The sequence below is a fragment of the Hwanghaeella sp. genome (assembly GCF_965227365.1).
Classification (GTDB): Bacteria; Pseudomonadota; Alphaproteobacteria; order UBA8366; family Aestuariispiraceae; genus Hwanghaeella.
The window spans coordinates 1,229,028-1,255,099 of record NZ_OZ245754.1; the positions used below are offsets into that span (position 1 = coordinate 1,229,028).

General features: G+C 61.8%; 20 protein-coding genes. 11 read left to right on the top strand and 9 right to left on the bottom strand.

Annotation, left to right across the window (positions count from 1 at the left end; all coding sequences use genetic code 11):
* Position 1: 1 nt before the first annotated feature.
* The 5 genes from ACQK2G_RS05555 to ACQK2G_RS05575 form a co-directional block, all read right to left on the bottom strand.
* Positions 2 to 1,660 carry a nitrite/sulfite reductase gene (locus ACQK2G_RS05555; protein WP_425404033.1) on the bottom strand — a complete coding sequence of 553 codons (1,659 nt, stop codon included), beginning with the start codon at positions 1,658 to 1,660 and terminating at the stop codon, positions 2 to 4.
* Positions 1,661 to 1,703: 43 nt separating this feature from the next.
* A complete protein-coding gene (locus tag ACQK2G_RS05560; RefSeq protein WP_425404034.1) occupies positions 1,704 to 2,021 on the bottom strand; it encodes a DUF2849 domain-containing protein in 318 nt (105 codons plus the stop codon).
* 31 nt (positions 2,022 to 2,052) lie between these two features.
* Positions 2,053 to 3,477, bottom strand: coding sequence for a siroheme synthase CysG (gene cysG / locus ACQK2G_RS05565; protein ID WP_425404035.1), 1,425 nt, complete (start codon positions 3,475 to 3,477; stop codon positions 2,053 to 2,055).
* 278 nt (positions 3,478 to 3,755) lie between these two features.
* Positions 3,756 to 4,547: an N-formylglutamate deformylase gene (gene hutG, locus ACQK2G_RS05570; protein ID WP_425404036.1), complete on the bottom strand. Its 792-nt coding sequence runs from the start codon at positions 4,545 to 4,547 to the stop codon at positions 3,756 to 3,758.
* 94 nt (positions 4,548 to 4,641) lie between these two features.
* Positions 4,642 to 5,859 (bottom strand): winged helix-turn-helix domain-containing protein, encoded by a 1,218-nt coding sequence (locus tag ACQK2G_RS05575; RefSeq protein ID WP_425404037.1) that lies wholly within the window; start codon positions 5,857 to 5,859, stop codon positions 4,642 to 4,644.
* Between the two features lie 171 nt (positions 5,860 to 6,030).
* Between ACQK2G_RS05575 and ACQK2G_RS05580 the strand changes: the two genes are divergently transcribed.
* The 8 genes from ACQK2G_RS05580 to ACQK2G_RS05615 all read left to right on the top strand — a co-directional run bounded on the left by ACQK2G_RS05580 (position 6,031) and on the right by ACQK2G_RS05615 (position 19,291).
* Entirely contained in the window at positions 6,031 to 7,866 is a 1,836-nt protein-coding gene (locus tag ACQK2G_RS05580; protein WP_425404038.1) for an ABC-F family ATP-binding cassette domain-containing protein, read from the top strand.
* Positions 7,867 to 8,033: 167 nt separating this feature from the next.
* A complete protein-coding gene (locus tag ACQK2G_RS05585) occupies positions 8,034 to 10,835 on the top strand; it encodes an ATP-binding protein (RefSeq protein ID WP_425404039.1) in 2,802 nt (933 codons plus the stop codon).
* An 86-nt stretch (positions 10,836 to 10,921) separates the two neighbouring features.
* A complete protein-coding gene (locus ACQK2G_RS05590) occupies positions 10,922 to 12,493 on the top strand; it encodes a gamma-glutamyltransferase family protein (protein ID WP_425404040.1) in 1,572 nt (523 codons plus the stop codon).
* A gap of 264 nt (positions 12,494 to 12,757) precedes the next feature.
* Positions 12,758 to 14,824, top strand: a complete 2,067-nt coding sequence (locus tag ACQK2G_RS05595) for an ABC transporter substrate-binding protein (protein ID WP_425404041.1) — start codon at positions 12,758 to 12,760, stop codon at positions 14,822 to 14,824.
* Between the two features lie 215 nt (positions 14,825 to 15,039).
* Positions 15,040 to 16,050 (top strand): ABC transporter permease, encoded by a 1,011-nt coding sequence (locus ACQK2G_RS05600; protein ID WP_425404042.1) that lies wholly within the window; start codon positions 15,040 to 15,042, stop codon positions 16,048 to 16,050.
* Positions 16,051 to 16,053: 3 nt separating this feature from the next.
* Positions 16,054 to 17,259 carry an ABC transporter permease gene (locus ACQK2G_RS05605; RefSeq protein ID WP_425404043.1) on the top strand — a complete coding sequence of 402 codons (1,206 nt, stop codon included), beginning with the start codon at positions 16,054 to 16,056 and terminating at the stop codon, positions 17,257 to 17,259.
* Entirely contained in the window at positions 17,256 to 18,275 is a 1,020-nt protein-coding gene (locus ACQK2G_RS05610) for an ABC transporter ATP-binding protein (protein WP_425404044.1), read from the top strand. Before ACQK2G_RS05605 ends, ACQK2G_RS05610 begins: the two co-directional genes overlap by 4 nt.
* Complete coding sequence (locus tag ACQK2G_RS05615; RefSeq protein WP_425404045.1) at positions 18,272 to 19,291, top strand: ABC transporter ATP-binding protein; 1,020 nt, start codon at positions 18,272 to 18,274, stop codon at positions 19,289 to 19,291. The genes ACQK2G_RS05610 and ACQK2G_RS05615 overlap by 4 nt, the downstream gene beginning before the upstream one ends.
* A gap of 47 nt (positions 19,292 to 19,338) precedes the next feature.
* Here the strand turns inward: ACQK2G_RS05615 and ACQK2G_RS05620 are convergent, their stop codons facing one another.
* Positions 19,339 to 19,476, bottom strand: a complete 138-nt coding sequence (locus tag ACQK2G_RS05620) for a hypothetical protein (RefSeq protein ID WP_425404046.1) — start codon at positions 19,474 to 19,476, stop codon at positions 19,339 to 19,341.
* Between the two features lie 68 nt (positions 19,477 to 19,544).
* Between ACQK2G_RS05620 and ACQK2G_RS05625 the strand changes: the two genes are divergently transcribed.
* On the top strand, positions 19,545 to 21,581 hold the full coding sequence (locus ACQK2G_RS05625; RefSeq protein ID WP_425404047.1) for an FAD-dependent oxidoreductase: 2,037 nt from the start codon (positions 19,545 to 19,547) through the stop codon (positions 21,579 to 21,581).
* Here the strand turns inward: ACQK2G_RS05625 and ACQK2G_RS05630 are convergent.
* Positions 21,576 to 22,535, bottom strand: a complete 960-nt coding sequence (locus ACQK2G_RS05630; protein WP_425404048.1) for an SPOR domain-containing protein — start codon at positions 22,533 to 22,535, stop codon at positions 21,576 to 21,578. The two genes, ACQK2G_RS05625 and ACQK2G_RS05630, sit on opposite strands and share 6 nt — an antisense overlap.
* 381 nt (positions 22,536 to 22,916) lie before the next feature.
* On the opposite strand from ACQK2G_RS05630, the gene ACQK2G_RS05635 reads away from it, so the two are divergent.
* Positions 22,917 to 23,732, top strand: coding sequence for a TerC family protein (locus ACQK2G_RS05635; protein WP_425404049.1), 816 nt, complete (start codon positions 22,917 to 22,919; stop codon positions 23,730 to 23,732).
* A gap of 6 nt (positions 23,733 to 23,738) precedes the next feature.
* Here ACQK2G_RS05635 and ACQK2G_RS05640 read toward each other — a convergent pair whose 3' ends face one another.
* Complete coding sequence (locus tag ACQK2G_RS05640) at positions 23,739 to 24,635, bottom strand: DMT family transporter (protein ID WP_425404050.1); 897 nt, start codon at positions 24,633 to 24,635, stop codon at positions 23,739 to 23,741.
* Positions 24,636 to 24,743: 108 nt separating this feature from the next.
* Positions 24,744 to 25,058, bottom strand: coding sequence for a DUF1127 domain-containing protein (locus tag ACQK2G_RS05645; protein ID WP_425404051.1), 315 nt, complete (start codon positions 25,056 to 25,058; stop codon positions 24,744 to 24,746).
* A gap of 121 nt (positions 25,059 to 25,179) precedes the next feature.
* On the opposite strand from ACQK2G_RS05645, the gene ACQK2G_RS05650 reads away from it, so the two are divergent.
* Positions 25,180 to 26,067: a LysR substrate-binding domain-containing protein gene (locus ACQK2G_RS05650; protein WP_425407614.1), complete on the top strand. Its 888-nt coding sequence runs from the start codon at positions 25,180 to 25,182 to the stop codon at positions 26,065 to 26,067.
* The last annotated feature ends 5 nt before the right edge of the window (positions 26,068 to 26,072 follow it).

Below are 26,072 nucleotides of genomic sequence, written 5' to 3' on the forward strand. Positions count from 1 at the left end.
ATCATGCCCTCCCGTACAGCCGTTCCTTGAACGGCGTTTCGCCGACACGGCGGTATGCTTCCAGGAATGTCTCTTTCGGCGATTGCCGGATATCGAGATAGGTGTCGACGACCGTTTCGACCGCGTCGGTGATCTCCTCACCGGAGAAACCCTGACCGATGATCTTGCCGATCGACGTATTCTCGTCACCGCTGCCGCCCAGGGTGATCTGGTAGAACTCCTCGTTCTTCCGGTCGACGCCCAGAATGCCGATATGGCCGACATGGTGGTGCCCGCAGGCATTGATGCAGCCGGAGATCTTGAGCTTCAGCGGCCCGATTTCCTTCTGGCGGTCCAGCTTGGCGAAGCGCTGACTGATGCTTTGCGCGACCGGGATCGAACGCGCATTGGCCAGGGCGCAGTAATCCAGGCCGGGGCAGGCGATGATATCGGTCACGAAACCGATATTCGGCGTCGCCAGATCGATGTCGCGCAGGCCTCTCCAAACCTCGAACAGGTCGTCCAGCGCTACATGCGGCAGGACGAGATTCTGTTCGTGGGAAACGCGGACTTCGTCATGGCTGAACCGTTCGGCCAGATCGGCGACCGCGTCCATCTGGTCGGCGCTGGCATCGCCCGGCGCTTCGCCGATCCCTTTCAGCGAAATCGTGACGATGCCGTAACCTGGCTGTTTGTGGCGAGCCACGTTTTGTTCGACCCAATCCGCGAAGTCGGGATTGGCAGCCTTGTCCGCCTCCAGTTTCGCCGAGTCGGCGGTGCGCGCGGCGAAGGCGGGCGGTTCGAAATAGGTTGCGATCCGGTCCACTTCCTCCTGCGGCAAGGTAAAGACGGTATCCTTGATCTCTTCCCATTCGGCTTCGATCGCGTCGGTCAGTTCCTTCGTGCCCGTTTCGTGCACGAGAATCTTGATCCGCGCCTTGTACTTGTTGTCGCGCCGGCCGAACTGGTTGTAGACGCGCAGGATCGCCTCCAGGTAGCTCAACAGGTGTTCCTTCGGCAGGAAGTCACGCACCTTCTTCGCGATCATCGGCGTACGTCCCTGACCGCCGCCGACATAAACGGCGAAGCCCGTCTCGCCCTGATAGTTGCGGACGATCGCCAGGCCGATATCGTGGACCTGAATTGCGGCGCGGTCTTCCTTGGTGCCGATCACCGCAATCTTGAACTTGCGCGGCAGGAAGGCGAATTCCGGATGCAGTGTCGACCACTGTCGGATGATTTCGCACCAGACGCGCGGGTCTTCGATCTCCTCCGCCGCGGCGCCGGCGAAATGGTCCGCGGTGGTATTGCGAATGCAATTCCCGCTGGTCTGGATGGCATGCATCTCGACTTCAGCCAGTTCTTCCAGAATGGCGGGCGTGTCGACCAGCTTGGGCCAGTTGTATTGGATGTTCTGGCGCGTGGTGAAATGGCCGTAACCCTTGTCGTATTTACGCGCGATATGGGCCAGCTTGCGCATCTGCCGCGATGACAGGGTGCCGTAGGGCACGGCAACCCGCAGCATGTAGGCGTGCAGTTGCAGGTATAGGCCGTTCTGCAGGCGCAGCGGCTTGAACTCGTCCTCGGTCAACTCGCCCGACAGGCGGCGTTCCACCTGGTCGCGGAACTGCGCGACGCGCTGGCGGACAAAGTCGTGGTCGAATTCATCGTAACGATACATGGGTCAATTCCTCAAAAAATGCGTCGCGGTAGGCGTGTTGGGGTTACGCGTAGAGTTCAGCCTGTTTGCCAAGATCGCGGCGTACGGTCGGTCCACGCGACTTGATCGCTTCCTTGTTTTTCACTGCGGTCAATATGCCGTCGCGACGTTCCACCTCGACCGGTTCCCAGTGGGTGATGTGTTGTCCGGCGAGCCCGGCCTGTGCCTTTGCTTCCAGACCTTGCCGTGCCGACGCGTCCTCGGCGACGGTGGCTTCCTCGACCTTTTCGGTCCAACCGCCATCGGCCGTGAGATAGATCACGACGCCGTCGGTGAGGCGGTTTGCGGTGATCGCGACGATGCTGTTCTTCTGTTTGCTCATTGTCTTGCTCTCCAATGTCGGTCTTGGACCGTCAGGCGACGGCACGGTCTTTTGCCGCCGCTTCCGTAAGGCTTTCCGATGTCGACAGATCCGCCTCGGACACCACGTCGCCGATGACGATCAAGGCGGGCCCTGTCAGATCGGATATGGACGTGACGGCCGGCAGGTCGCCCAACGTTCCGGTCAAAATCCGTTGATCGGGCAGTGTTGCGTTTTCGATGACAGCGACGGGCGTGTCGGGACGCCGGCCCTGTTTGATCAAGGCAGCGCTGATCTCGGACGCCTTCGTCTTGCCCATGTAGATGACAGCGGTCTGCTTCGGATCGGCCAGCGCGGAAAAGTCGGGTTCCGCCTGGCCGGCCGCCGGATGCGCGGTGGCGAAGCTGACCACATTCGCGACATCGCGCTGGGTCAAGGGCAGGCGCAGGGCCGCGGCCGCCCCGGTGGCCGCCGTGATGCCGGGGATGACATCCACTTCGATATCGGCGTCACGCAATGCCGAAATTTCCTCGCCGCCCCGTCCGAAGACGAAAGGGTCGCCACCCTTCAACCGTACGACGTAGGAACCGCGGCGGGCTTCGTCGATGAGGATCCCGTTGATGCGGTCCTGGCTGTAGCTGTGACGCCCCTTAGCCTTCCCGACATAGAGCCGGAAAGCGTCGCGACGCGCGAGATCCAGTACATCAGGCCCGACCAATGCATCGTAGATGATGACATCGGCCCGCTGCAGGGCGCGCAACGCGCGCAGTGTCAGAAGGTCGGCCGCACCCGGTCCGGCACCGACCAAGGTGACGCGCCCCTTGGGCTTCTCGTCGCGGGAAAGCGTGTCCAACAGTTCGTCGGCCGCCTGCCGTCCGGTATCGGGCCGGTTTCCCAACACGCCTTCCGCACCGTAGCCGTCCAGGAAGAGCTCCCAGAAGGCGCGTCGTTTCCGGCCGTCGCTCAATCGTTCGGCGACCCGGTCACGCAGCCCGGCGGCGAATTCGGCCAGTTTGCCCAAATTGGGGGAAAGCGTTGCCTCGATCCGCTCGCGAATGCGCCGGGCCAGGACCGGCGAAGTGCCGGCGCTGGAGATGGCGACCAGGATGGGAGACCTGTCGACGATCGAGGGAACGATGAAGGTGGATAGATCCGGCCGGTCGACGACGTTCACCTTGACGCCATGCGCCTGGGCGGTTGCCGCGCAGTGGCTGTCTACCGTGTCGATGCCGGTTGCCGCGATGACAATCGCTGCTGCCGCAATGTCGCTGTCCTGCACCGGGCGGCGCGAGAGGGTGATCCGATCCTCGTCCGCATAGGCTTCGATTTCTGCGACGGCGCCCGGTGCGACGACATGGACGCGTGCGCCCGCGGCGACAAGCAGGCGAACCTTACGAACGGCGTCTTCGCCGCCGCCGACGACCAGCGCCGTGCCGCTGTCGGTGTTCCAGAAGATCGGAAAATAGGATTGCGTCATACGCACCTCCGTCGAGCCAAAATACGGGCCCACGGAGATGTCTCCGTGGCGCTTTAGCAGTGGTGACGCGGATGCAAGCTGCCCATCAAATCCCGCGGGTCCTGAACTACGGCGGACCAATCCGACATAAAAAAACCTGTCGCAGCTTCAAGCTGGACAGGGTCCTCCGCTTTAGCTGCATTTATAAAGCGCCCGCAAGTTGGCATTAACTCGGCGCTGTGAGGAGAGAGATAGCCTTTCCCGGCGGTGATGTCAATGTCGCGGCATGCACGAAACCGTTACCCGGATGGTTTCCATTCCAGCATCGTCTGCAAAAGAAGCTTCAGGGTCGGGCGGATCTGGTCCGCTTTTTCCGGTCTGAATGCGTAAGGCGGCGTCTCGTCCATATAAGTCGCCTGCGACAGTTCCAGTTGGACTGCGTGGACATCCTGATCCGGGTTCCCGTAGTTCCGGGTTATGAAGCCGCCCTTGAATCTCCCGTTCAGAACATGGGTGAAATCCCTGACATCCTCAGCGACGGCCAACAGACGTTTTGTAAGCTTCGGGTCGCAGCTGCTGCCTTCATTGGTGCCGAAATTCATATCCGGCAGGCCGCCGTCGAACAGGCGCGGCACGCGTGACCGGATCGAATGGGCGTCCCATAGCAGGGCGTAACCGTATTGCCGTTTCAGATGTTCCAGTTCGGCCATGAGTTTTCCGTGATACGGGTGCCAATAGGCCTCGACCCGTTGGTCGATTTCGCGGCTGTCCGGCTCGGCGCCTTCACGATACAGCGGTTCGCCGTCGAAGGTCGTGGTCGGCGCCAGGCCCGTGGTCGCCTGGCCGGGATACAGCGAGGCCCCGTCGGGCGGGCGGTTCAGGTCGACGACATAGCGCGACTGTGTCGCCGCCAGGACCGAGGCGCCCAGGGCGTCCAGAAAGTCATATAATTTGGGAACGTGCCAATCCGTATCGCCCAGTTCCCGCGCCTTGTCGGTCATCCGCGCCGCGATTGCGTCCGGGATTTCCAGACCGGCATGTGGGATGCTGACGAGTAGGGGCGTCGTCCCTTCCCGAAACAGATATGACATCTTTCCCGCCCATCGACTTATTGGCCCATCGACTTATTGCTTGCCGGGCATGCTAGCGCCGCCCGCCGTCCGGCGCTAGCGCGGGCGTGACCTGTCAGGGTGTTTCGCGCAAAAAACCGTCCTGCCAGACCAGTTCCGCGACACCGGCGAAACGGCGTATGCGATCGAGCTCGGCTTCCAACGACGCTTGCCTGCCCTTGCCGAGTTTGACGCCGTTTTCCAGCCACAGGCCGGTGACGGTCAGGGCGTCCGCCGACTTGTCGGCTTTCATGTCGATTCTGCCGATCAGTCTTTCGCCTTCCAAAAGGGGAAAGACGTAATAGCCGTATACCCGTTTCGGGGCGGGGACGAAGATCTCGATCCGGTAGTCGTAGTCGAACAGCCTTTTCAGTCGTGTCCTGTCGCGGATGACGGGATCAAAGGGGCTCAGCACGCGGATACGCCCGGGCGCCTCCGGCGCGGCGGCCAGGACCGTCTCGATATCCGGCCGGGCGAATGCCTTGCGCGGTTTCGACCCATCCATCGCATGAACCAGGACGGGCAGGGCGTCCTGTGCCCGGGCCGCGTCGCACCAGGTCTTGGCTTCCTCCACGGTGATGAGGTCGAAGAAGCGCGAAATCTCGCCCGGCGACCCGACCCCAAGGCGTTCCAGCGCCGCCCGGCAGGCCCAATCAACAAAGGCGTCGTGGTCGTGGTTCTCGGCGAAATGGGCGGCCGGGATAACGCGTTCCGACAGGTCGTAGACTTTCTGAAAGCCGTCGCGGCGGGCGACGGACAGCTTGCCGGTCCGCCAGAGGTATTCCAGGGCGATCTTGCTGTCGTGCCAGTTCCACCAGCCGGCGGATTGCTTCGGCTCCTCTGTTCCGAAATGCCGGGCCATCAGCGGTCCCTGGTCGCGAATCCGTTCCACGACCCCGTCCACGGCCGCCCTGAAGTCCCTGTCGTGCCAGCGCGTGAACCGCGCCGCCAGGTCCTCCGCCTCGCGTTCGAACTTGCGGCGCCAATAAGGGAAAAAGCGCGTCGGGATCAAGCAGGCATCATGGGTCCAGTTCTCGAACAGGCGGGCATCCTTCTCGTGCAAATGCGCAAGATGCTTCGGCCGATAGGTCTGATTGCGCGAAAACAGGATCATGTGATGGGCGCGGGCAACCGTGTTCACACTGTCCAGTTGGACATAGCCCATGCGGTCGATCAGGTCGTAGAGCCCGTCGATGCCGAGCTTGCGTCCCGGCGGGTCGGACAGACCCTGCAGCATCAGGACCGCGGATCTGGCCTGGGCGGCGGAGATCTCGAGAAGGGGGGAGTCGGTCATCGTTGGTGGTCGCCAAGAGTTCATGTTTCGTTCCCGTCAATGGAGCGCGACTCAGGATTTGATTCAAGACATTTGCTTAAGTCGTTGCCCGTAATGGCAATGTTCGGGGCATTGTTCGCGCGCGCCGGACCTAGTAGATAGGCGCTCGTTTTCCAGGAGCCCCGTTCGACGATGTCCCCACCTATTCTCCACCTCCGCGATATTCATATTACCTTTGGCGGGACGCCGCTGCTGACGGGGGCGGAGCTCGCGGTCGAGGAGGGCGCGCGGGTCTGTCTGGTCGGGCGTAACGGGTCCGGCAAGTCGACCCTGCTGAAAGTGGCGGCGGGCATGCTCGATCCGGATGGGGGCGAGGTGTTCCGTCAACCGGGAACGACCATCGCCTATCTGCCGCAGGAACCGGATTTCACCGGCTATGCGACGGCCTATGACTATGTCGCCGCGGGGTTCGCGGAAGGACACGATCCGCATCCCGGCCGCGTGATCCTGGAAGCGCTCGGCCTGTCGGGCGATGAAGACCCGGCGACCTTCTCCGGCGGTGAGGCGCGGCGCTGCGCGCTGGCGCGCGTGCTGGGGCCGGAACCGGACATTCTGCTGCTCGACGAACCGACGAACCACCTGGATCTGGCCGCCATCGAATGGTTGGAACAGACCCTGCGCGGCTTGCGCTCCGCCATCGTCCTGATCAGCCATGACCGCCGCGTGCTCGATACCCTGTCCCGGGAGACGGTTTGGCTCTATCAGGGCGTCAGCCGGAAACTCGACAAGGGATTCAAATATTTCGAGGATTGGCGTGACACATTGGTCGAGCAGATGGAGCAGGATCAGCACAAGCTAGACCGCAAGATCGTGCGCGAGATGGAATGGCTGCGCCGCGGCGTGACCGCGCGCCGGAAACGGAACCAGGGACGCCTGCGCGCTCTGAACGGCTTGCGGGAAGAAAAGCGGAACCGGAAGAAGGGGCCGGGGGCCACACAGATGCGGGCCGCCGCCGGGGAAACCTCCGGCAAGCTTGTCGCGGAAATGAAGGGTGTTTCCAAATCCTTCGACGGGCGGGCCGTGATCCGCGACCTGGACCTGCGGGTGCAGCGCGGCGACCGACTGGGCATCGTCGGGCCGAACGGCGCGGGCAAGACGACCCTGCTGAAAACGCTGCTGGCCGATTTGCAGCCCGATAGCGGTGAAGTCCGCCTCGGCGCCAATCTTCAGATCATCACCCTGGATCAAAGCCGGGAAAGCTTGAAACCGACCTGGACCCTGGCCGAGGCAATCACCCATGGCGGCGGCGAGACCGTCTCGGTCGGCGGCGAGACCAAGCACGTGATGGGGTACCTGCAGGACTTCCTGTTTTCCCCGGAACAGGTGCGCACGCCGATCAGCCGGTTGTCCGGTGGCGAACGCGGACGTCTGATGCTGGCCCGGGCCCTGGCCCAGCCCTCCAACCTGATGATCCTGGACGAACCGACCAACGATCTGGATCTGGAAACGCTGGACCTGCTGCAGGAGATGATCGGCGATTACGCCGGCACGGTGATCCTGGTCAGCCATGACCGAGATTTCCTAGACCGCACGGTCGGCAGCGTGCTGGCCAGCACGGGCGACGGCGTTTGGACCGAATATGCCGGCGGGTATACCGATATGATGGCGCAGCGATCGGCCGACCCCGGGCCTGCTTCCGGGGCCGATGCGGGGCGGGCGCAGACAGCCAAACCGGCCTCGAAGAAGGACAGAAGCCAGGCCGCGAAACCGTCATCCGCCGGCGCGAAGAAGAAGCTCAGTTTCAATCAGCAGCACGCCTTGAAGACCTTGCCGGACCGTATTTCGAAGACGGAGGCGGAGGTGAAACGGTTGCAGGATATCCTCGCCGACCCGGGTTTGTATGCCAGCGATCCCAAACGTTACGAGGTGACCGCGGAAGGATTGGGCGACGCGCAGTCCGAACTGGAAAAGCTGGAAGAGGAATGGCTGGAGCTGGAAATTCTCCGGGAGGATATCGAGGGGAACTAGACGCCGGATTCAGCGGCTTTGTATCCTCACTAAAATGGAACTATTATAACCGTTAGCTGTTGTAGGGTGGCCGTTACTGCACGGGGCCCTACTATTGTGCTGTTCGTTTCGGGGGCCGGTTTTCGCCGTGGAGGGTATTCCGGTTTTGGCCGAGGAGGTCGGTTGGCTTGCGATCATTTCGCTCTCTGAAGAGCCGTATCCTTCTCAGTGCGTTGATCCCATTGGGTTTGCTGCTGAGTTTCGTCGTCATCGAGTCCTTTCTCGATTGGCGATCGGCGCAGGCATTGCGCGTGGTGGGCCCGCTGAAGGAAATGGCGCAGGCCACGACCCAGGTGCTTATCGGTTTCCAGAATGAACGTGCCTGGTCGGTCCTGTCCCAGGTCAGCCGAACGGGCAAGGATCCGACGGGGTCCGCACTGGACACCGTGATTGGAGAGGGCTTGGCCGCCCGCCGGGCAGAGACCGACAGAGCCTTGGCGCATTTTCGGGCGGTATCCTATGGTGAGGAACCGCTCGCCGTTTCCTCGCCCGACCTGCGGCGGACCCTCACCGCGTTGAACAACGCCCTGTTGGAACTGCCCCGGCGGCGGAACGCTTTCGACGATCAGGGATCCGGATGGCGTCCGGTCTACGAGTATTACACGCAGCTCAACAACAGCTTTCAGCGGCTGGCCGTGCTGATCCTGCAGGGGGTCGAATACAAGGAAGTCGTTCAGACGCTGACCGCCTTTTCCTTGCTGCAACGCGGCGGCGAGGAGGCCAGCAAGGCCGGTGCGTTGGGGGCGGCCGTCATCAGCCTGATGTCCCGGGGCGAGCCGGCCGGCCGGCCGTTCGTCGGGTTCTTCGAAGCGAATGCGGCCGACAAGGCGACGGTGCAGGCGTTCCTGCGCTTGGCGACGCACCAGCAGCGGAAGTTGTTCGAAAACGCGATGACCGGGCCGGAACACGGAAAGTTCGCCCAGATCCTGAACAGGCTCTCGACGCTGCCGGGGACCAAGAATCTGGAAGGTCTGTCGCCCGTCGATTGGCTGGACATTTCGCTGGCGCGCCTGGACAGCTTGAATGGGTTGTCCTGGGGCCTGCTTGAAGACGCGACTGCGCGCGCCCAACAGCAATTGAAGATCGCGGAGCGCGATTTTCAGGTCCGGCTGGCCGTTTCGATCTTCATCCTAGCCATCGCGACCTTCGCCGCGCTTGCCGCGGCCCTGCCGTTGTCCAGGCGCATCCACAATCTTCAGCGCGCGTTGATCGGGATCGCGCGCGGCCGGTTCGACCAACGGGTTCCGCATACCGAGAGCGATGATGAAGTCAGCGAGATGGCCCGCGCCCTGGATACACTACGGGAAGCGGCCGCGGACCGGGCGGAGAGCCAGGAACTCCTGAAAGGCACATTGGGTTCGATCAGCGAAGGCGTGTTCGTCGTTCGCCGGGACGGGTTGATCAGGAATACCAATGAAGGGGCGTCGTCGCTCTTCCAATTGCCCGCGGACAATCTGGTCGGCAGTCATATCGGCGACTATCTGCCGGGCGATCCGCTGGAACAACTGGGCGGAACGCCCGCGCCGGCGGCGGCCACGCTGCTGTCGCCCGACCGGGATGCCTTCGCGTCGTTGCCGGATGGAACGCGGCTGCCGGTGCGGGTTTCGGTATCCGCGATGAGCGTGCGGGAAAGCCTGCTTTACACGGTCGTCGTCTCCGACATGTCGGATCGGAAACGGTTGGCGGACAGCCTGCGCGATGCGGCGGACGCGGCCCAGGCCGCGGATCGGGCGAAGAGTTCCTTCCTGGCCAATATGAGCCATGAGATCCGGACGCCGCTGAACGGGATCATGGGGATATCGAGGCTTTTGGCGATGACCCCGCTGAACGCCGAACAGCAGGAGCATATCAGGAAAATCCTGAACTCCTCGGAAGTCCTGCTCGGTGTGATCAACGACATTCTCGATTTCTCGAAGATCGAGGCGGGCGAGTTGGAACTGGAGTCGATCGATTTCAGCCTGGAACATCAGTTGAGCACGATCAACGATATGTTCGATCTCCAGGCCCGGCAAAAGTCGATAGATCTGAGAACCACCGTCGCGCCGGACGTACCGGACGGCCTGCGCGGTGATCCGCTCAGGATCAAGCAGATACTGATCAACCTTGTCGGTAACGCGGTGAAGTTCACGGAACGGGGCGCGGTCACATTGAATGTCGAATTCGGCATGGGAGAGGATGGGCGCAACCTGCTGAAGCTGGTCGTGCGCGATACCGGCATCGGCATGTCCGAGGAACAGCTGGACAAGCTGTTCCGGCCCTTCACGCAGATGGATGCCTCCACCACGCGCCGGTTCGGCGGCACCGGTCTCGGTCTGGCGATCTCGCATGCGCTGACCACGCAGATGGGCGGTACGATTTCGGCCGAAAGCGAAATGGGCGCGGGCACGACGTTCACCGTGACCTTGCCGATCCTTCGCGCCTCCGGCGACTACCGCATGGAACCGGTCAAGACGGTGAGCCGGGTAGACGGGTCGTTGAAGAACCTGCGGGTGCTCGTCGCCGAGGACAATGCCGTCAACCAGATGGTGGCGCGCGGATTGCTCGAAAAACTGGGCGCACAGGTGGATATCGCGGGCGACGGGCGCGAAGCCGTCGACATCCTGATGTCCGGGGGCGGTGCGGACGGTTACGACGTGGTGCTGATGGACATCCAGATGCCGATCATGGACGGGTATGAGGCCGCGGCCGAAATACGGGCCGACGATCGCTTTGACGCAATCCCCATCATCGCCATGACCGCCCATGCGCAATCGACCGAGCGCGAGAAATGCCTGGCGGCCGGAATGCAGGATCACATTACCAAGCCGGTACGGTTCGAAAGCCTCGCCGAAAAGCTCAAACTGTGGCATCCGGACAGGCGGTCGGCGCCCTTGACCATACCGGACAGTGCGAGGGGCGGGCAGAAAACGACGATAGAACCGGGTTTCTAGTATTCGACTGATCGGCAGTTGCCCGTGAGCCGAGGCACGAGCACAATGCGGGCCGCGTTCGCCTATCCCCGGAAGGAGCGATTTTCATGGTTACCTGGTCACCGTCCAATTTTTCGCGCACCCAAACCGTCCGGAAAGGTGCGGTCCGGTCCGAGAATGGGATCGTCGCCGCCCAGCACGGCGCGGCAGCGGAGGTCGGCGCGCGCGTGCTGGAGCAGGGCGGTAACGCGGTCGACGCGGCGATTGCGGTCAGCTTCGCGATCGGTGTGGTCGAGCCTTGGATGTCCGGTCCCGGCGGCGGCGGGTATATGGTGATCCGCCGTCCCGGCGATGAAAACGCGAATGTCATCGATTTCGGAATGCGCAGTCCCGCCGGACTGGATGTGTCGAATTATCCGCTGACGGGCGGCGTCGCCTCCGATCTGTTCCCGTGGCCCGCGGTGCAGGAGGACAGAAACATCGTCGGTCCGCATTCGGTTGCCTTGCCGGGGCAGGTTGCGGGCATGGGCTTGGCCCATGAAACCTATGGAACGAAACCCTGGGCCGAATTGCTGGAACCCGCGATCGGCCTGGCCGGCGAAGGGTTGCTGATCGATTGGTACGCACAGTTGCTGATCGCCGGCGTGGTGGGAGACCTCAAGAAGTTCACCAAATCGAAGGAAGTCTTTCTGGATGCCGACGGCAATCCGCGTGCATCCGCCTGGACCGCCCTGGCCGATCAGCGTTGCGACATGTCCGCCATGCAGGCGACCTTGTCGAAGATCGCGGCGGCCGGCCCACGCGAATTCTATGAAGGGGAGGTCGCGCGATCCATCGTCAAGGATCTGCAGGCTGCCGGCAGTTCGATCACGGAGTCGGATCTGGCGGGGTACAAGGCGTCGATCGGCCCGGCGCACAAGCTGGATCATCGGGAAGGAACGGTCTTCCTGACCCCGGAACTGACAGCGGGTCCGACCTATGTGCGGACTTATGAACTGCTGCGCAAAGCGTTCGACGGGGTGAATTTCCTGGGCGCGGACACCTATGTCGAATACGCCAATGCTCTCTTTACCGCTTATGCGGAAAGATTGACGCGGATGGGGGACGTGGAAGGGAATCGCGGTTGCACGACCCATTTCAACGTGGTCGACGGAGACGGCATGATGGTGGCCGTGACCCAGACCCTGCTGTCGATTTTCGGATCGCGGATGATGCTGCCGGAAAGCGGCATCCTGATGAACAACGGCATCATGTGGTTCGACCCGGAGCCGGGCAAGCCGAACTCGCTGGCACCGGGAAAACGGTGCCTGTCCAACATGTGTCCGATTATCGGCGAACGGTCGGACGGTCTGCACTTCGCGCTGGGCGCGTCCGGCGGCCGCAAGATCATGCCGGCGGTTCTGCAGATTTCATCTTTCATCATGGATTACGGCATGGACCTGGAGGCAGCGTTCCACACGCCGCGAATCGATGTCAGCGGTGGCGATACGGTGGTGGCCGACAATACGCTGCCCGGTTCGGTGCTTCAGGCGCTGGATCAACGGTTCCGTTGCGTGGCCGCACCCAGGACCGTCTACCCCTATAATTTCGGCTGTCCCAGTGCGGTTGCGCATGACGGGGACGAGAACCAAGGGGCGACCGAAATCATGTCCCCCTGGGGCGACGCCGTTACATATTAGCGCCTTCGCAGTTGCAGCAAAAAATTGCTGCGGGCGCACAAAAACCCTTCATAATGTTACAGAATGATGACAATATCCTATCGTCATCGTTGGTATCTGGGCTATGCTGCCATGAGGGGGTGCAACAAAAATGTAACGTGAATGCCCTATCGTGGAGGGGAAGCGACTCACAAACAGGGAGTGGTCGCTCGGGCATGCGGGCAATCCGTGTGTGCCGCCCGATAGGGGTGGGGTTAAAAGACAAATCTTGAGGAGTAAGCCGCAATGAGCATTAGAAAGCTCGGATTGCTGGCGTGCGTCGGCCTAGGGGTCATGGCGTTCGCGGCGACACGAAGCGATTCCGTTCGGGCAGCAGATTGCCCGGCTATAACGGTAGACGACATGGGAGGCCTTTCCAGCAAATATCCGCAGCAGTTCGAGCTGGCCGAGTTCGAATCCGCGGCTGGCTGCAAGATGACTTTCCAAGAGAATCCCGACATCGCCAAGCTCAACGGCATGATCCGCGGCAACCCGGCGCTTCCGCCGCTGGCCGAGCGCCTGCCCGAAGAACCGCTGGTCTATGTTCCATACAACGCGGTCGGTTCCTACGGCGGCACCTTCGACGTGCTCTCCAATGCGACCGAAGCCGGGACTTCCGACTTCCTCTCCGTACGTCACGTCAACCTGGTACGTTATTCCGACGACTTGCAGACGATCGTTCCGAACGTTGCGAAGGGTTGGGAGTGGAATGATGATTACACCCAGCTGACCTTCTTCCTGCGCAAGGGCCACAAATGGTCCGACGGCACGCCGTTCACCGCGGAGGACGTGAAGTTCTGGTACGACAACCTCGCTCTGGACAGTAAAGTCCGCGAAAAGCCGAAGGATTATGTCCTGGTCGCCGGCGAGCGGATGACGGTCGACGTCATCGACCCGCAGACGGTTCGTTTCAACCTGCCGGCGCCGAAGCCGGGTCTGCTGGCCCACTTCGCCACCTCCTACGCGCAGGCGTTCCAGCCGAAGCATTTCCTGGGTCAATGGCACCCGGCGGTTACGGCGGACGGCGACGCGAACGCCCAGGCGCTTGGTTTCAAGGACGGCTATGAAGCCGTTGCCGCCTATTACGGCAACTCGGACTGGACGGACACGCCGACCCCGATGTTGGCCCATCCGGACAAGCTGTCGGCCCTGCCCATGGACACGATGCCGACCCTGGAAAGCCATATCTACACGAAGGAAAGCACGGAAGGGCGTCACCTGGTCGCCAACCCGTATTTCCATATCGTCGATACGGCGGGAAATCAGCTTCCCTATATCAGCGAACAGGACGAGCTTTTCATCAACGAGAATGAAGTCCGTCTGTTGAAGCTGGTGAACGCGGAAGTCGACTACAAGTCCCAGTCGGTTCAGCTGCCGGCCGCTCCGATGCTGATGGATGGTGCGGAAAAAGGCGATTACACGGTCGACCTGAAGCCGACCATCGCGATGCCGCTGTTCTCGTTCAACGTGACTTCCGAGGATCTGGAGAAGCGTAAGGTCTTCGGTGATCTGAAGTTCCGTCAGGCGATGTCCGTCGCCCTGAACCGCGAAGAGATCAACGATGTCGCGTTCTTCGGGCTGGGTGAGCCGAAACAGTATACCGGCTTCTCTCCGAACCCGGAATTCGTCGGCGAAGATCTGGTGAAGCATTACGCCCAGCACGATCCCGAACTGGCGATGAAGCTGCTGGACGAAATCGGCGTGGTCGACAAGGACGGCGACGGCAAGCGTGAATTGCCGAACGGTGACCGTTTCGTCCTGAACATCCAGTTCGCGACGCAGGGCATGCCCGGGCAGCTCGTGGAACTGGCCGCTCAGCATTGGTCCAATGTCGGTATCGAAACCACGGTCAAGGAAGTCACGCCGGACGAATATCGTTCCGCGCAGTCTTCCAACCAGCTCGATGTCGGCGCCTGGCAGCAGGGTTTCCCGCTTCCGATCATTCTGGGCCTGAGCGAACCCTTCGTTCCCCCGTTCGGTGGCTACTTCTTCCACCGCACCGGCATGCTCTGGGGTGAGTATCTGGAGTCGAACGGCGAAAAGGGCGTCAAGCCGCCGGAATGGGCGATGAAGATGGTGGACGACATCAATGCGTTCCAGTCGGCCATTCCCGGTACGCCGGAATCCGACAAGCTGGGTCTCGCTCTGGCCGAGAACATGGCCACCAACCTGGTCATGATCGGCACGGTTCAGGCACCGGCGCCGGTCTATCACCGGAATGCGTTGAAGAACTTCCCTGAGTTCAAGACGTGGTCCTACGAGTACTACCGGACCTATCCGTATCGTCCGGCTCAGTGGTATTTCGACGAGTAAGTCGTATACCCTAGAATGACTGACTTGGGTTCCGGGGCCGGACGGTCCGCCGTCCGGCCCCGTTGACCCAAGGCGGTTTCGCAAACACGGCGCGACATAAGCCGAAGTAAATCGGCAATCCGTGTTTGTTCGAAGGACGGGTGGAGCGTGATGAGACGGCGCGGGAACGTGCCGGTTCATTGGGTTCTTGCGGGGCAGTCGAGAGGGGCACGTAGATGCTGCAGTTTGCACAGTTCGCGTTGACGCGGGCCGGTATGGCCATTGTGACGCTGCTGTTGGTTTCCTTCATCGTTTTTTCGCTAATGGAACTGGTGCCGGGCAACTGCGCCGAACGCTATCTCGCCTTCAAGAATACCCAGGGCGCCAAGATCTCGATCGAGGATATCCAGGCGGAAGAAAAGCGGCTCGGCCTGGACCGTCCCTTTGTCGTTCGCTGGGCCAGTTGGGTCGGCAATGTCTTCTTCCACGGTGAATTCGGCGATAGCTGCATCCTGCGCCTGAACATCAATCAGTTGCTGGGCGAAAAGATCTGGATCTCGCTCGGCATCTGTTTCGCCTCTCTCTTCATGGCCTATCTGATCGCGGTGCCGGTCGGCATCATATCCGCCGCGGTGGACAGTCCGGTCGCCAATAACGCGCTGCGGCTGGTCTCCTATCTCGGCCTGGCCCTGCCGAACTTCCTGCTGGCCTTGATGATCATGCTGTTCTCCACCGTCATGTTCGGGGACAGTCTGACGGGTCTCTTCTCAAAAGAATTCCGCGATGCCGCCTGGTCGTTCGACCGCGTCGTCGACTTCCTGTCGCGGGCTTGGCTGCCTATCTTCATCCTCGGCTGGTCGGCGACGGCCTTTGCGCTGCAGACCGTACGCGCGCTGATGTCGGACGAGATCGGCAAGCTCTACGTCACCGCCGCGAAGGCGCGCGGTATATTCGGTGGCAAACTGCTCTGGCGTTATCCGGCCAAGCATGCGCTGGGCCCGATCGTCAATTCACTGGGTTTCGATCTGAACCGGGTGTTCAACGAATTGCCCATCGTCGCGGTCATCCTGACACTGACGGAAATGGGCGCCCTGTTGCTCGAGGCATTGGCAAGGTCGAACGATCAGCAGTTGGCGGGCGCCATCATCTTCATGCTGACCGCGTCCATCGTTTTCCTGAATTTCATGACCGACATGCTGCTTGCGATCCTTGATCCGCGCGTTCGTCACAGCGTGATGGGGGGCTAGGCCATGGCCGATCAAACCGCCTCACCGGAACTGTCCGCCGAAGCGCTTGCCGAACAGAAGCGCAAGGAAGCCTATTTCACCGCCAGCCAGATGCAGCTCGTCTGGGCCCGGTTCAAACGCAACAAGACCGCCATGGTCGCCGCCTTCGTGCTGTTGTCGCTGATCGGTATGGGGCTGATCGCGCCTTTCCTGTCGCCTTACGACCCGACGATCGCGGGCCGCGACAAGGATTATCAGAACGGCGCGCCGCAGATCCCGATGTTCTGCGACCACAACGGATGTTCGCTGCGTCCCTTCCTGCACGGATTGTCGCGGACGCGGTCGGCCAAGACCAATTTCCGCTGGGTTACGGAGATCAACCCCGAGGAACGGCGTTACGTCCATTTCTTCGTCGAGGGGTGGGAGTACAAGTATTTCGCCTGGGACATCGATCTGCCGGGCGACGCTTTGGATATTCGCCTGCCGGGTATCACCTTCAATACCCATCTGTTCGGCGTAGACCAGGGCGGTATCCATATTTTCGGCACCGATGATGGCGGCAAGGACATCTTCGCCCGAACGCTGCACGCGATTTCGACATCGCTCGCGGTGGGGACGATCGGCGTCTTCATCAGTTTCGTGCTGGCGCTGATCATCGGCGGTGTGTCCGGCTATTTCGGCGGCAGGATAGACGGTTTCTTCCAGATGCTGACCGATGCGGTGCGAACGGTGCCCGCCATTCCGCTTTTCATGGCGTTGGCGGCGTTCATCCCCGACGAATGGAGTTCGGAGACCCGCTTCTTCTTCATCTCCATCATCCTCGGCTTCATCGGCTGGCCGACCCTGGCGCGGCGCGTGCGCACGCATCTACTGACCGAACGGAACCAGGAATATGTGCTGGCCGCGAAACTGTGCGGGGCTTCGCCAGCCCATATTATCGCGCGGCATCTGCTGCCCAGTTTCACGAGCTATATCATCGTCGATCTGGTAATTTCATTCCCCTATATGGTTCTCTCCGAAACGGCGCTCAGCTTCATCGGTCTGGGGTTGAAGGATCCGGTCAATTCGTTGGGCGTGATGTTGCAGAATGTCACCAAATCCGATGTGCTGCTGAATTATCAATGGTATTTCATCCCCGTCATTTTCTTCATTGCGCTGGTGTTGGCCTTCGTCTTCGTGGGTGACGGATTGCGGGATGCCGCGGACCCCTACTCGGATCGGAAGTCATGACGGAACCGCTGATCAGTGTGAAAGACCTGACGATCCAGTTCAGGACCGATGAGGGCATCATCACCACCGTCGATGGGATTTCCTTCGACATCGCCCCGGGTGAGGTCCTGGGGCTGGTTGGGGAGAGCGGGTCCGGCAAATCCGTCTCGGCCAAGGCCTTGATGCGCCTGAATGCCGGTAACGCGATCTACGGGCCGGAAAGTTCGATCACCCTCAATCTCGACAGCGGACCGGTCGACGTTCTTTCCCTGAAACGGGAGAAGGACATGCAGGTCGTGCGCGGCGGCGCGATCTCCATGATCTTTCAGGAGCCGATGGCCAGTTTCGCGCCGGCGATTTCGATCGGCGATCAGATGGTCGAACAGCTTCTGATCCACACCAACATGTCGAAGAAGGAAGCCCGCGAACATTCTATCGACATGCTGGCGCGCGTCGGCATTTCCGAACCGTCCAAACGTATCGATCAATATGCCTTCGAATTCTCCGGCGGCATGCGGCAGCGCGCCATGATCGCCATGGCGCTGTCGACCAGTCCCAAGCTGTTGATCGCGGACGAACCGACGACGGCGCTGGATGTCACCATTCAGGCCCAGGTCATCGATCTGATGAAGGAGCTGGTCGACGAGTACCGCATGGGCATCCTGTTCATCACCCATGATCTCGGCGTCATCGCGCAGACCGCGGACCGGGTCGCGGTGATGTATCTGGGCAATGTGATCGAAACGGGATCCGTGCGCGACGTGATCCGCCATCCTTCGCATCCCTATACCAAGGGATTGTTGAACGCGATTCCGCATCTGGATGACCTGGACCGGCCGCTGACACCTGTGCCAGGCGATATTCCAAGCCCGCTGGAACGCCCTTCGGGCTGTGTTTTTCACACCCGTTGCGCCTATGCCATTCCGGGCAAGTGCGACCGGGATATTCCCTCGCCGAACACTATGGCGCCGGGGCATACATCCGCTTGTTTCGTGGCGAAGGAAGTGCGCAACAATGAAGCGGAGGCGGTAGCGTGACGGCGTCGACCCATATTTCCGTTAAAGATATCGGCGTCCATTTCACGCTTGGCCGCCGGTTGATCGGCAAGCCGCCCATCCTGCGTGCCGTCGACGGCGTTTCGCTGGATATTCCGAAAGGCTGTTTCTTCGGTCTTGTGGGTGAGAGCGGATCCGGCAAGACGACTCTCGGCCGTGCCATCCTGAAGGCGGTGCCGATCACCGAAGGCCATATTCAATACGATGACGGCGAGGTGAAATACGACATCGCCACGATCGGCAAGGACGACCTGAAGGACTATCGCCGCCGCGCCCAGTTGATCTTCCAGGACCCCTATGCGGCGCTGAGCCCGCGCATGACGGTTCGTGACATCATCGCCGAACCGCTGCAGGTGATGGGCATCACCAAGACGCGCGAGGAGACGGATGCGCGGGTTAGGGAAATCGCCGCGAAATGCCGGTTGAACCTGGAGCATCTGCGCCGTTTCCCGCATGCCTTTTCCGGCGGCCAGCGGCAACGCATATCGATCGCCAGGGCGCTTGTCTGCGAACCGAAATTCATCGTCGCGGATGAAAGCGTGGCGGCGCTCGACGTCTCCATTCAGGCGGACATCCTGAACCTGCTGAAACAGCTTCAGCAGGACATGGACATCACCTTCCTGTTCATCAGTCACGACCTCAGCGTCGTTGCCCATACCTGCGATCATGTGGCGGTGATGTATCTGGGACGTTTGGTCGAGACCGCGCCGACGCGCAGCCTGTTCTCCGCGCCGCGCCATCCTTACACCAAGGCGCTTCTATCCGCGATCCCGTCACTCGACCCAGACGACGCGGGGCAGGCGCAACGGCTGACAGGCGAAATCCCCAGCCCGGCGAACCCGCCGGAGGGCTGCCGCTTCCATACGCGCTGTCCGTTCGCGCGGGACAAATGCAGGATCGATGTTCCCAAGTGGCGACAGATGGGAGACGAGCATTTCGTGTCCTGCCACTATGCGGAGGAACTTGCGGAAACGCCCGCGCCGGAACCGGCGGCCTGACCGCTTCCGATTTCCCCGCTCCCCGACTCTGATCGCGCCGGCCCGAATCATTCGGGGTCGTGCTCGTGATGTGCGGATGCGTTCGGCTGGGCGAGCAGCAAAATCCAGAGCGGCGGGTTGAAATAGAACAGCCAGGGCTGGATCGCGAAGAGCCGCAGCAGGCTCAAGGATTGGTCCGAAAACAAGCTTTCACTCTCCCTGACGTCACGGCACTCTACGGCCAACCAGAACAAGTTTTACAGACGGGTCCGCCATGAACAGTCCAAACCCATATCCCTCCCTTTTATCGCCGATCCGTGTCGGTTCCGTGACACTGCCGAACCGTGTCGTCATGGGCTCCATGCATACCGGGTTGGAAGGCGACACCGATGGTTTGCGGAAACTGGCGGACTTCTACCGGATACGCGCGGAAGGGGGCGTCGGCCTGATCATCACCGGCGGGCATGCGCCGAACCGGGACGGCAATCTCGGCGCGCCCAGGGAGGAAATGTCGACCGCCGAGGATGCCGCGCGGCATCGGGTGATCACCGAGGCGGTTCACGCCGCGGGCGGGCGGATCGCGCTGCAGATCCTGCATGCCGGACGCTACAGCTATCACGATCACCCGGTCTCGGCCTCGCCCCTGCGCTCGCCGATCAACAAGCATGCGCCCCGTGAACTTTCAGCGGCGGAGGTCGAGGCGACGATAGACGATTTCGCCACCGCGACGGCCCTGGCGCGGGATGCCGGCTATGACGGTGTCGAACTGATGGGATCGGAAGGATACCTGATTACCCAGTTTCTGGCGTCGCGGACGAACCATCGGGAGGACGAGTGGGGCGGGCCGCTGGAAAACCGGATGCGCTTCGCGACGGAAGTGGTCCGGCGCAGCCGCGAGAAGGCCGGGGACGATTTCCTGATCGTCTATCGCATTTCGGTGCTCGATCTGGTCGAGGGCGGGCTGACGGGCGATGAAATCGTTACCGTGGCCAAGGCGGTCGAGGCGGCCGGCGCGGACATCCTGAACAGCGGGATCGGCTGGCATGAGGCCCGTATCCCGACCATCGCGCAGCCGGTGCCCGGCGCCGCCTTCGCCTGGGCGGCGAAACCGGTGAAGGATGCGGTGAGCATTCCGGTGGTCGCGTCGAACAAGATCCACACGCCCGAAGACGCGGAGAAGGTTATCGCCGGAGGAATGGCGGATATGGTCTCCATGGCCCGTCCCTTCCTGGCGGATCCCGATATCGTGCGCAAGGCGGCGGCGGGCGATCGCGCCGGGATCAACCTGTGCATCGCCTGCAATCAGGCCTGTCTGGATCATTATTTCGTCGGCGAGGCGGTGACCTGCCTGGTCAATCCGGCCGCGGCGCGGGAAGCGGAATTCACGCTCGTGCCGGCGGCGGTGAAGAAGAAGGTCGCCGTCATCGGGGGCGGCATGGCGGGGCTGTCCGCCGCGCTGACCGCCGCCCGGCGCGGTCATTCGGTCACGCTCTTCGAAGCGGATGGGGAACTGGGCGGACAGTTCAACCTGGCCAAGCATATCCCCGGCAAGGCGGTCTTCGCCGATACGATCGCCTATTTCCGCAGCAACCTGGAACAGGCTGGCGCGGTGATCCGAATGAACTGTCGCGCCGATGCGGAGAGCTTGAAAGCGGAAGGATTTGACGCGGTCGTGCTGGCCACTGGCGTCGCGCCCCGCGTGCCCGACATTCCGGGTGTCGATCATCCGTCCGTGGTCACCTATCCTGAGGCGCTTACGGGTCGAAAACCGGTCGGGGCCCGTGTCGCGGTGATCGGCGCCGGCGGGATTGGATTCGACGTCAGCTTGTTTCTGGTGGAAGAGGGCAGCCGTCACCACCTTGATGTCGCGGACTATAACGCGCATTGGGGAATCGACGGTTCGATTGCCGGGGAGGGCGGCCTGATCGGCGGAAAACCGGCCAGGCAAACGCCGCCGCACAAGGTGACGCTCCTTAAACGCAGCGAGGGTCCGTTCGGGCGAACCCTGGGCCGCACCACCGGCTGGGTTCATCGTATCGAATTGCAGCGCAACGGCGTTGAGACGATTGCCGGCGTAACCTATGACCGGATCGACGATGACGGTCTGCATATCACCGTGGGCGGCAAAAGCCGGATCATTGAGGCCGACACCATCATCCTCTGTTCGGGGCAGGACAGCCGGACCGAACTGCTGCAGCCGCTGCAGCAGGCTGGGCTCCCCGTACACGTCATCGGGGGCGCCAAACTGGCTGCCGAATTGGACGCGAAACGCGCTATCGAGGAGGGGACGCGGGTCGGGCTGGCCCTATGACGCGGCGGGCATGACCCGCGTGGTCACTTTCAAGGCCGCGTTCAGTTTCTCGGCGGCGTCCTTTGCGGCGACTTCCGTGTCAAACGGACCGGCGGTCAGCCGGGTGGCTGTCTTGCCGTTAACCGTCCGCGTGGTTTCCTGAACCGTCAGGCCCAAACCTTCCGCCTCTTTCCGGATGCGCGTCACGCTCTCGGCTTTGGCGAAGACGCCGATCTGCACCAGAAAGGGGGCGATGGCCTGGGAGGAGGATGGCTCTGCCGCCGGTTGCGGCCGGTCCTCGCTTTCGGACAATTCTGGTTCGCCGTTGGCGGTTTCCTGGCGCAGCATGGCCAGGGCGAGATCGCGGGTGCTGGCATCGCGGGCCGCACGGGTGGGGACCTTCGGCGGGGCGCCCAGCTTGTCGCGGGACAGCAGATCGATTTCCAGCTCCCGCCGCAGGGCCAGTGCCCGTCCGGCGGCGCGCTCGCGGTCCTGCATTCCGGCTTCCATCGTGTCCCGGTTTTCCATCGCCGCGGTCAGGTTGAATTCCGACGCGACGCGGAACCAGGCAACCGCTTCGATCGGGTCGGCAACGACGCCGAGCCCGTCCCTATACAGCATGCCCAACTCGTTCATGGCTTTTGGATGCCCCAGGAAGGCGGCGGCGGCATAAGCGCCGCGTGCCTTGGCGAAATCGCGGGGGACGCCGACGCCTTTGTGCCAGATCGATCCCAGAAGATAGCCGGCCTCCGCGCTGCCGGCTTCGATCATGGATTGCAGGCCCGATACCGCGGCCTGCCCGTCGCCCTTTTCGATGGCGGCGATGGCATTCGCCAGGTCCGCCGAAGCCGCCGTATCGAGAAGCTGGGTGGCCGAGGCCTCGCCGACCAACATGGCCGTCAGCATGCCGCTGATGACCGCACTGCCGATCCGGCCGTGGCTGCGTGTCTGGGGGCGGTTACCGGGTTTTGCCATTTCGACGGCCCTATTCAAGGAATGCGGAAGATGCCTTCTAAGAAAAGAACAAATACAATGAACAATTCGTAAATGGATTTTAAGTGTATTTGCAAGAGTAGGGGAGAAAACTATTCAATTTTTACTTTGGTTGTTTTTGACGTAAACAGGGCGCATTCGTCCCCGTTACCGGAATCCTGGTCGTCGGGAAGCGTTCCGCGGTTGGCGGCACGTTGGCCGCCCTGTTCGCCCCGCAGCTCGGAAATTCGACGGGCCGCAGGTCAGATCAGATCAAATATGATCCCCCTTGGCCCCTTACCGGGATGGCGGGGGCACCCCATTTGATGCGGAATTTCCGAATCCGGTGCATCATGTCGGTTCGTCAACGCAGGATCTTGCGCCATGGAAAACCTTTTCGTCCTTCTTGCCAGTCCGGAAGTCTGGATTGCCTTGGTTACTTTGATCGTCATGGAAGTCGTGCTGGGCATCGACAACCTGATTTTCATTTCCGTGCTGACGAACAAGCTTCCGCCCGAGCACAGACGATCCGCCCGGCGATTGGGGATCGGCATGGCGCTTGTCCTGCGGTTGTTGCTGCTCGGTTCGGTGGCGTTCATCGTCTCCCTGACTGAGCCGGTCCTGCATGTATTCGGCGAGGCCTTGTCCTGGCGCGATATCATCCTGATTGCCGGCGGGTTGTTCCTGGTCTGGAAGGCGACCAAGGAGATCCATGAGGCGGTCGACCCGCACGGCATCGGCGAGGACGGTGCCGGAATGTCTCCGGCCGGGGCGGCCGCGACCGGTATGGCCGGGATCATGGTCCAGATCGTTCTGTTGGATCTGGTTTTTTCTGTCGACAGCATCATCACGGCTGTCGGGATGACCGATCATGTGCCGGTGATGATGGTGGCCGTCGTCGTGGCGGTGCTGGCAATGCTGCTGGCGGCGGAACCGCTGGCGCGGTTCATCGAGCGCAATCCGACCATCGTGATGCTGGCCCTGGGCTTCCTGCTGCTGATCGGCACGACGCTGATCGCCGACGGCTTCGGTGTGCATGTGCCCAAGGGATATATCTATGCCGCGATGGCGTTTTCCGCGTTCGTCGAGATGTTGAACACGCTGGTCCGGCGGTCCCGGCGCCGCGCCCGACCGGTGACGGACGATTTTTACCAGCGGCGGTCGAGCCGCTGGATGGAGGAGGATCCGGATTCCCGGTAAGGGCAGTCAAATCCTGTCGGCGTGGTAACGCTCGCGCCAGAATATGATGATGCCGCCTGCGACGATCAGGAAGACACCGGGCACCAGCCGGTCGAATGGGGTTTCGCCGAAGACCAGCCATCCGATCGCGAAGGAGAGCGGAATGCCGAAATACTCGAACGGCGCCAGATTGCTCGGCGCCGTCTGCCGGTAGGCGGAGACCAGCGAAAAGACAGCCAGCCCGCCGGCAAGCCCCATGGCGAAAAGCCACATCCAGTCCTCGGCCGATCCGACGGCGCGGTAGGCATCCGTGACCAGAACGAAGAAGACCGCGCCGGCCAGCGCACCGGCGGTGGCATAAAGGTTGATGGTTGGTGTCGGGACGCCGTCGTCGATCAATTTCACGCTGACGCTGGATGAGGCATAGCCGAAAGCCGCACAGAGCGGCAGCAGGACGTAGAAGGTGAATATATCCGTGCCCGGCTGCATGATCATGACAAGGCCGGTGAACCCGATCAATACGGCGATCCAGCGCCACAGGCCTACTTTCGCCTTCAGAACCGGCACGGACAGTCCGGTGACGAAGAGCGGACCGGCGAAGGTCAATGTCGCGGCCAGGGCGAATTCCAAATTGGCGAGGGATGTGTAGTAGCAGAATTGGGCGATTGCGACGAACAGGCCCCGCAGCAGGCCCAGCGGCCATTGCCGCATCTTGATGGGCCGGCCGCTGCGGTGCCAGTCGCGCGATACGAACAGCAAGGCGATGGCCGGGAAAACGCCGAAGAAACAGCGGAACATGGAGAGCTGCTGGGGCGAGTAGGATGCCCCCATATACTTGATAATCGCCGCCATGACATCGAACAGCGCGATGGCTGTCAGGATCAAGGCTATGCCGCGCAGCAGGGGGGAATTCAGCGGATTCATGAAGCCGGTCAGGGTTGAGGCCGTTCCCGCAGCCTAGGGTCCCCAGTCCCGGCCGGACAAGCGGGCCGTGCGGACGAGGCCTTTTTCCTCGCCGCAGGGCCGTACAAATTAGTCACACACTTTTCGCTTGCTCGTTTCCGTCAGTGTCAAGAATGCCTGGGGAAACAGGGCCGTCATGGAGGGCTGATCGGCGACCAGATGGTTCTGCAGTGTCGGCGGAAGATCATGCCGCCTGATACCGATATCCCGCAGTTGGCGGTCGTTGAGCCGGCGCAGCAGTTGATAGGTGTTCCGTTGTTCCTGCCAGGCGCGGAAATCAGCCAGAATGCGGGCCCATCTACCCTGAATCCGTACAGTCAAACCGGGCTTGCGGTCGGTGGCGGCGGGGACAAAGGAATCAATGCAAATGTTCTGTTCGGACATGTCTTCCTCCCTTTGCTTATGGTGAGGTTCGGGGTTGTGTTGCCTTAGATGTGCCGCTGATGCCGACTTTTCTCAAACGCCGTTTCTTGACAGGTGATGTAAGGAAAAGTCACAGTTGGTTATGCCACGCCAACTGCCCCCCTTGAACGCTTTGCGCGCCTTCGATGCCGCCGGACGGTTGGGTAGTTTTTCAGGTGCGGCTGAGGAGATGAACGTTACGCATGCGGCGATCAGCCGGCATGTGCGCGGCTTGGAAAAGCGGCTCGGCGTTCAATTGTTCCGTACGGTGCCGCGCGGCGTCGAACTGACCGAGGCGGGCGCAAGATACCTGGATGAGGTCCGGCCGGCCTTTGACCGCATCGCCGAGGCGACGGAAGCACTCACCACCAAGGTGGAAGGCCTGGTCACGGTCAGCGTGGAGGGGACCTTTGCCCAGAAATGGTTGATGCCGCGTCTGGGCGGTTTCCATGCTGCTTATCCCGAAATCGAACTGCGCATCGACGCATCGAGCCGCCTGGCGGATATCGAGCATTACGAGGCCGATCTGGCGATCCGCTACAGCTATCGTACCTGGCCCGAATTGAAATCGGACCATATCGTCCGGTCGACCGTGTTTCCGGTCGGCGCGCCTTCCATGGTACCCGATGGCGGGGTGCCGAAGGACCCGCGTGACCTGCTGCAGTTCCGCCTGCTGCACGAGGACAGGGGGGAGGGCTGGGCGCAGTGGTTTCGCACCGCCGGTGTGCCGGATGTGAGATTGCCCCCGGTCTCCGGCCCGTTGGCGAGTATTCTGGCGATCGAGGGCGCGTTGTCCGGCCAGGGGCTGGCGCTGATCTCCTACGAACTGATCGCCGCCGATGTGGATGCCGGGCGCCTCATCCGTTTTTCGAAAGTAGGCCTGACCTTCGGTGATTACTCGCTGCTCTACCTGCCCGAAAGCATGCGCCGGAAACCCGTCCGCGCCTTCCGGGACTGGCTGTTGACGGAAACGCAGGTGCTGCGCGGTTAGAAGGT

What these genes read in the sequence shown, in the direction of transcription:
- ACQK2G_RS05555 (WP_425404033.1), bottom strand. Translation starts at nt 1,660, where the DNA reads ATGTATCGTTACGATGAATTCGACCACGACTTTGTCCGCCAGCGCGTC.
- ACQK2G_RS05560 (WP_425404034.1), bottom strand. Translation starts at nt 2,021, where the DNA reads ATGAGCAAACAGAAGAACAGCATCGTCGCGATCACCGCAAACCGCCTC.
- cysG (WP_425404035.1), bottom strand. Translation starts at nt 3,477, where the DNA reads ATGACGCAATCCTATTTTCCGATCTTCTGGAACACCGACAGCGGCACG.
- hutG (WP_425404036.1), bottom strand. Translation starts at nt 4,547, where the DNA reads ATGTCATATCTGTTTCGGGAAGGGACGACGCCCCTACTCGTCAGCATC.
- ACQK2G_RS05575 (WP_425404037.1), bottom strand. Translation starts at nt 5,859, where the DNA reads ATGACCGACTCCCCCCTTCTCGAGATCTCCGCCGCCCAGGCCAGATCC.
- ACQK2G_RS05580 (WP_425404038.1), top strand. Translation starts at nt 6,031, where the DNA reads ATGTCCCCACCTATTCTCCACCTCCGCGATATTCATATTACCTTTGGC.
- ACQK2G_RS05590 (WP_425404040.1), top strand. Translation starts at nt 10,922, where the DNA reads ATGGTTACCTGGTCACCGTCCAATTTTTCGCGCACCCAAACCGTCCGG.
- ACQK2G_RS05595 (WP_425404041.1), top strand. Translation starts at nt 12,758, where the DNA reads ATGAGCATTAGAAAGCTCGGATTGCTGGCGTGCGTCGGCCTAGGGGTC.
- ACQK2G_RS05600 (WP_425404042.1), top strand. Translation starts at nt 15,040, where the DNA reads ATGCTGCAGTTTGCACAGTTCGCGTTGACGCGGGCCGGTATGGCCATT.
- ACQK2G_RS05605 (WP_425404043.1), top strand. Translation starts at nt 16,054, where the DNA reads ATGGCCGATCAAACCGCCTCACCGGAACTGTCCGCCGAAGCGCTTGCC.
- ACQK2G_RS05610 (WP_425404044.1), top strand. Translation starts at nt 17,256, where the DNA reads ATGACGGAACCGCTGATCAGTGTGAAAGACCTGACGATCCAGTTCAGG.
- ACQK2G_RS05625 (WP_425404047.1), top strand. Translation starts at nt 19,545, where the DNA reads ATGAACAGTCCAAACCCATATCCCTCCCTTTTATCGCCGATCCGTGTC.
- ACQK2G_RS05630 (WP_425404048.1), bottom strand. Translation starts at nt 22,535, where the DNA reads ATGGCAAAACCCGGTAACCGCCCCCAGACACGCAGCCACGGCCGGATC.
- ACQK2G_RS05635 (WP_425404049.1), top strand. Translation starts at nt 22,917, where the DNA reads ATGGAAAACCTTTTCGTCCTTCTTGCCAGTCCGGAAGTCTGGATTGCC.
- ACQK2G_RS05640 (WP_425404050.1), bottom strand. Translation starts at nt 24,635, where the DNA reads ATGAATCCGCTGAATTCCCCCCTGCTGCGCGGCATAGCCTTGATCCTG.
- ACQK2G_RS05645 (WP_425404051.1), bottom strand. Translation starts at nt 25,058, where the DNA reads ATGTCCGAACAGAACATTTGCATTGATTCCTTTGTCCCCGCCGCCACC.
- ACQK2G_RS05650 (WP_425407614.1), top strand. Translation starts at nt 25,180, where the DNA reads ATGCCACGCCAACTGCCCCCCTTGAACGCTTTGCGCGCCTTCGATGCC.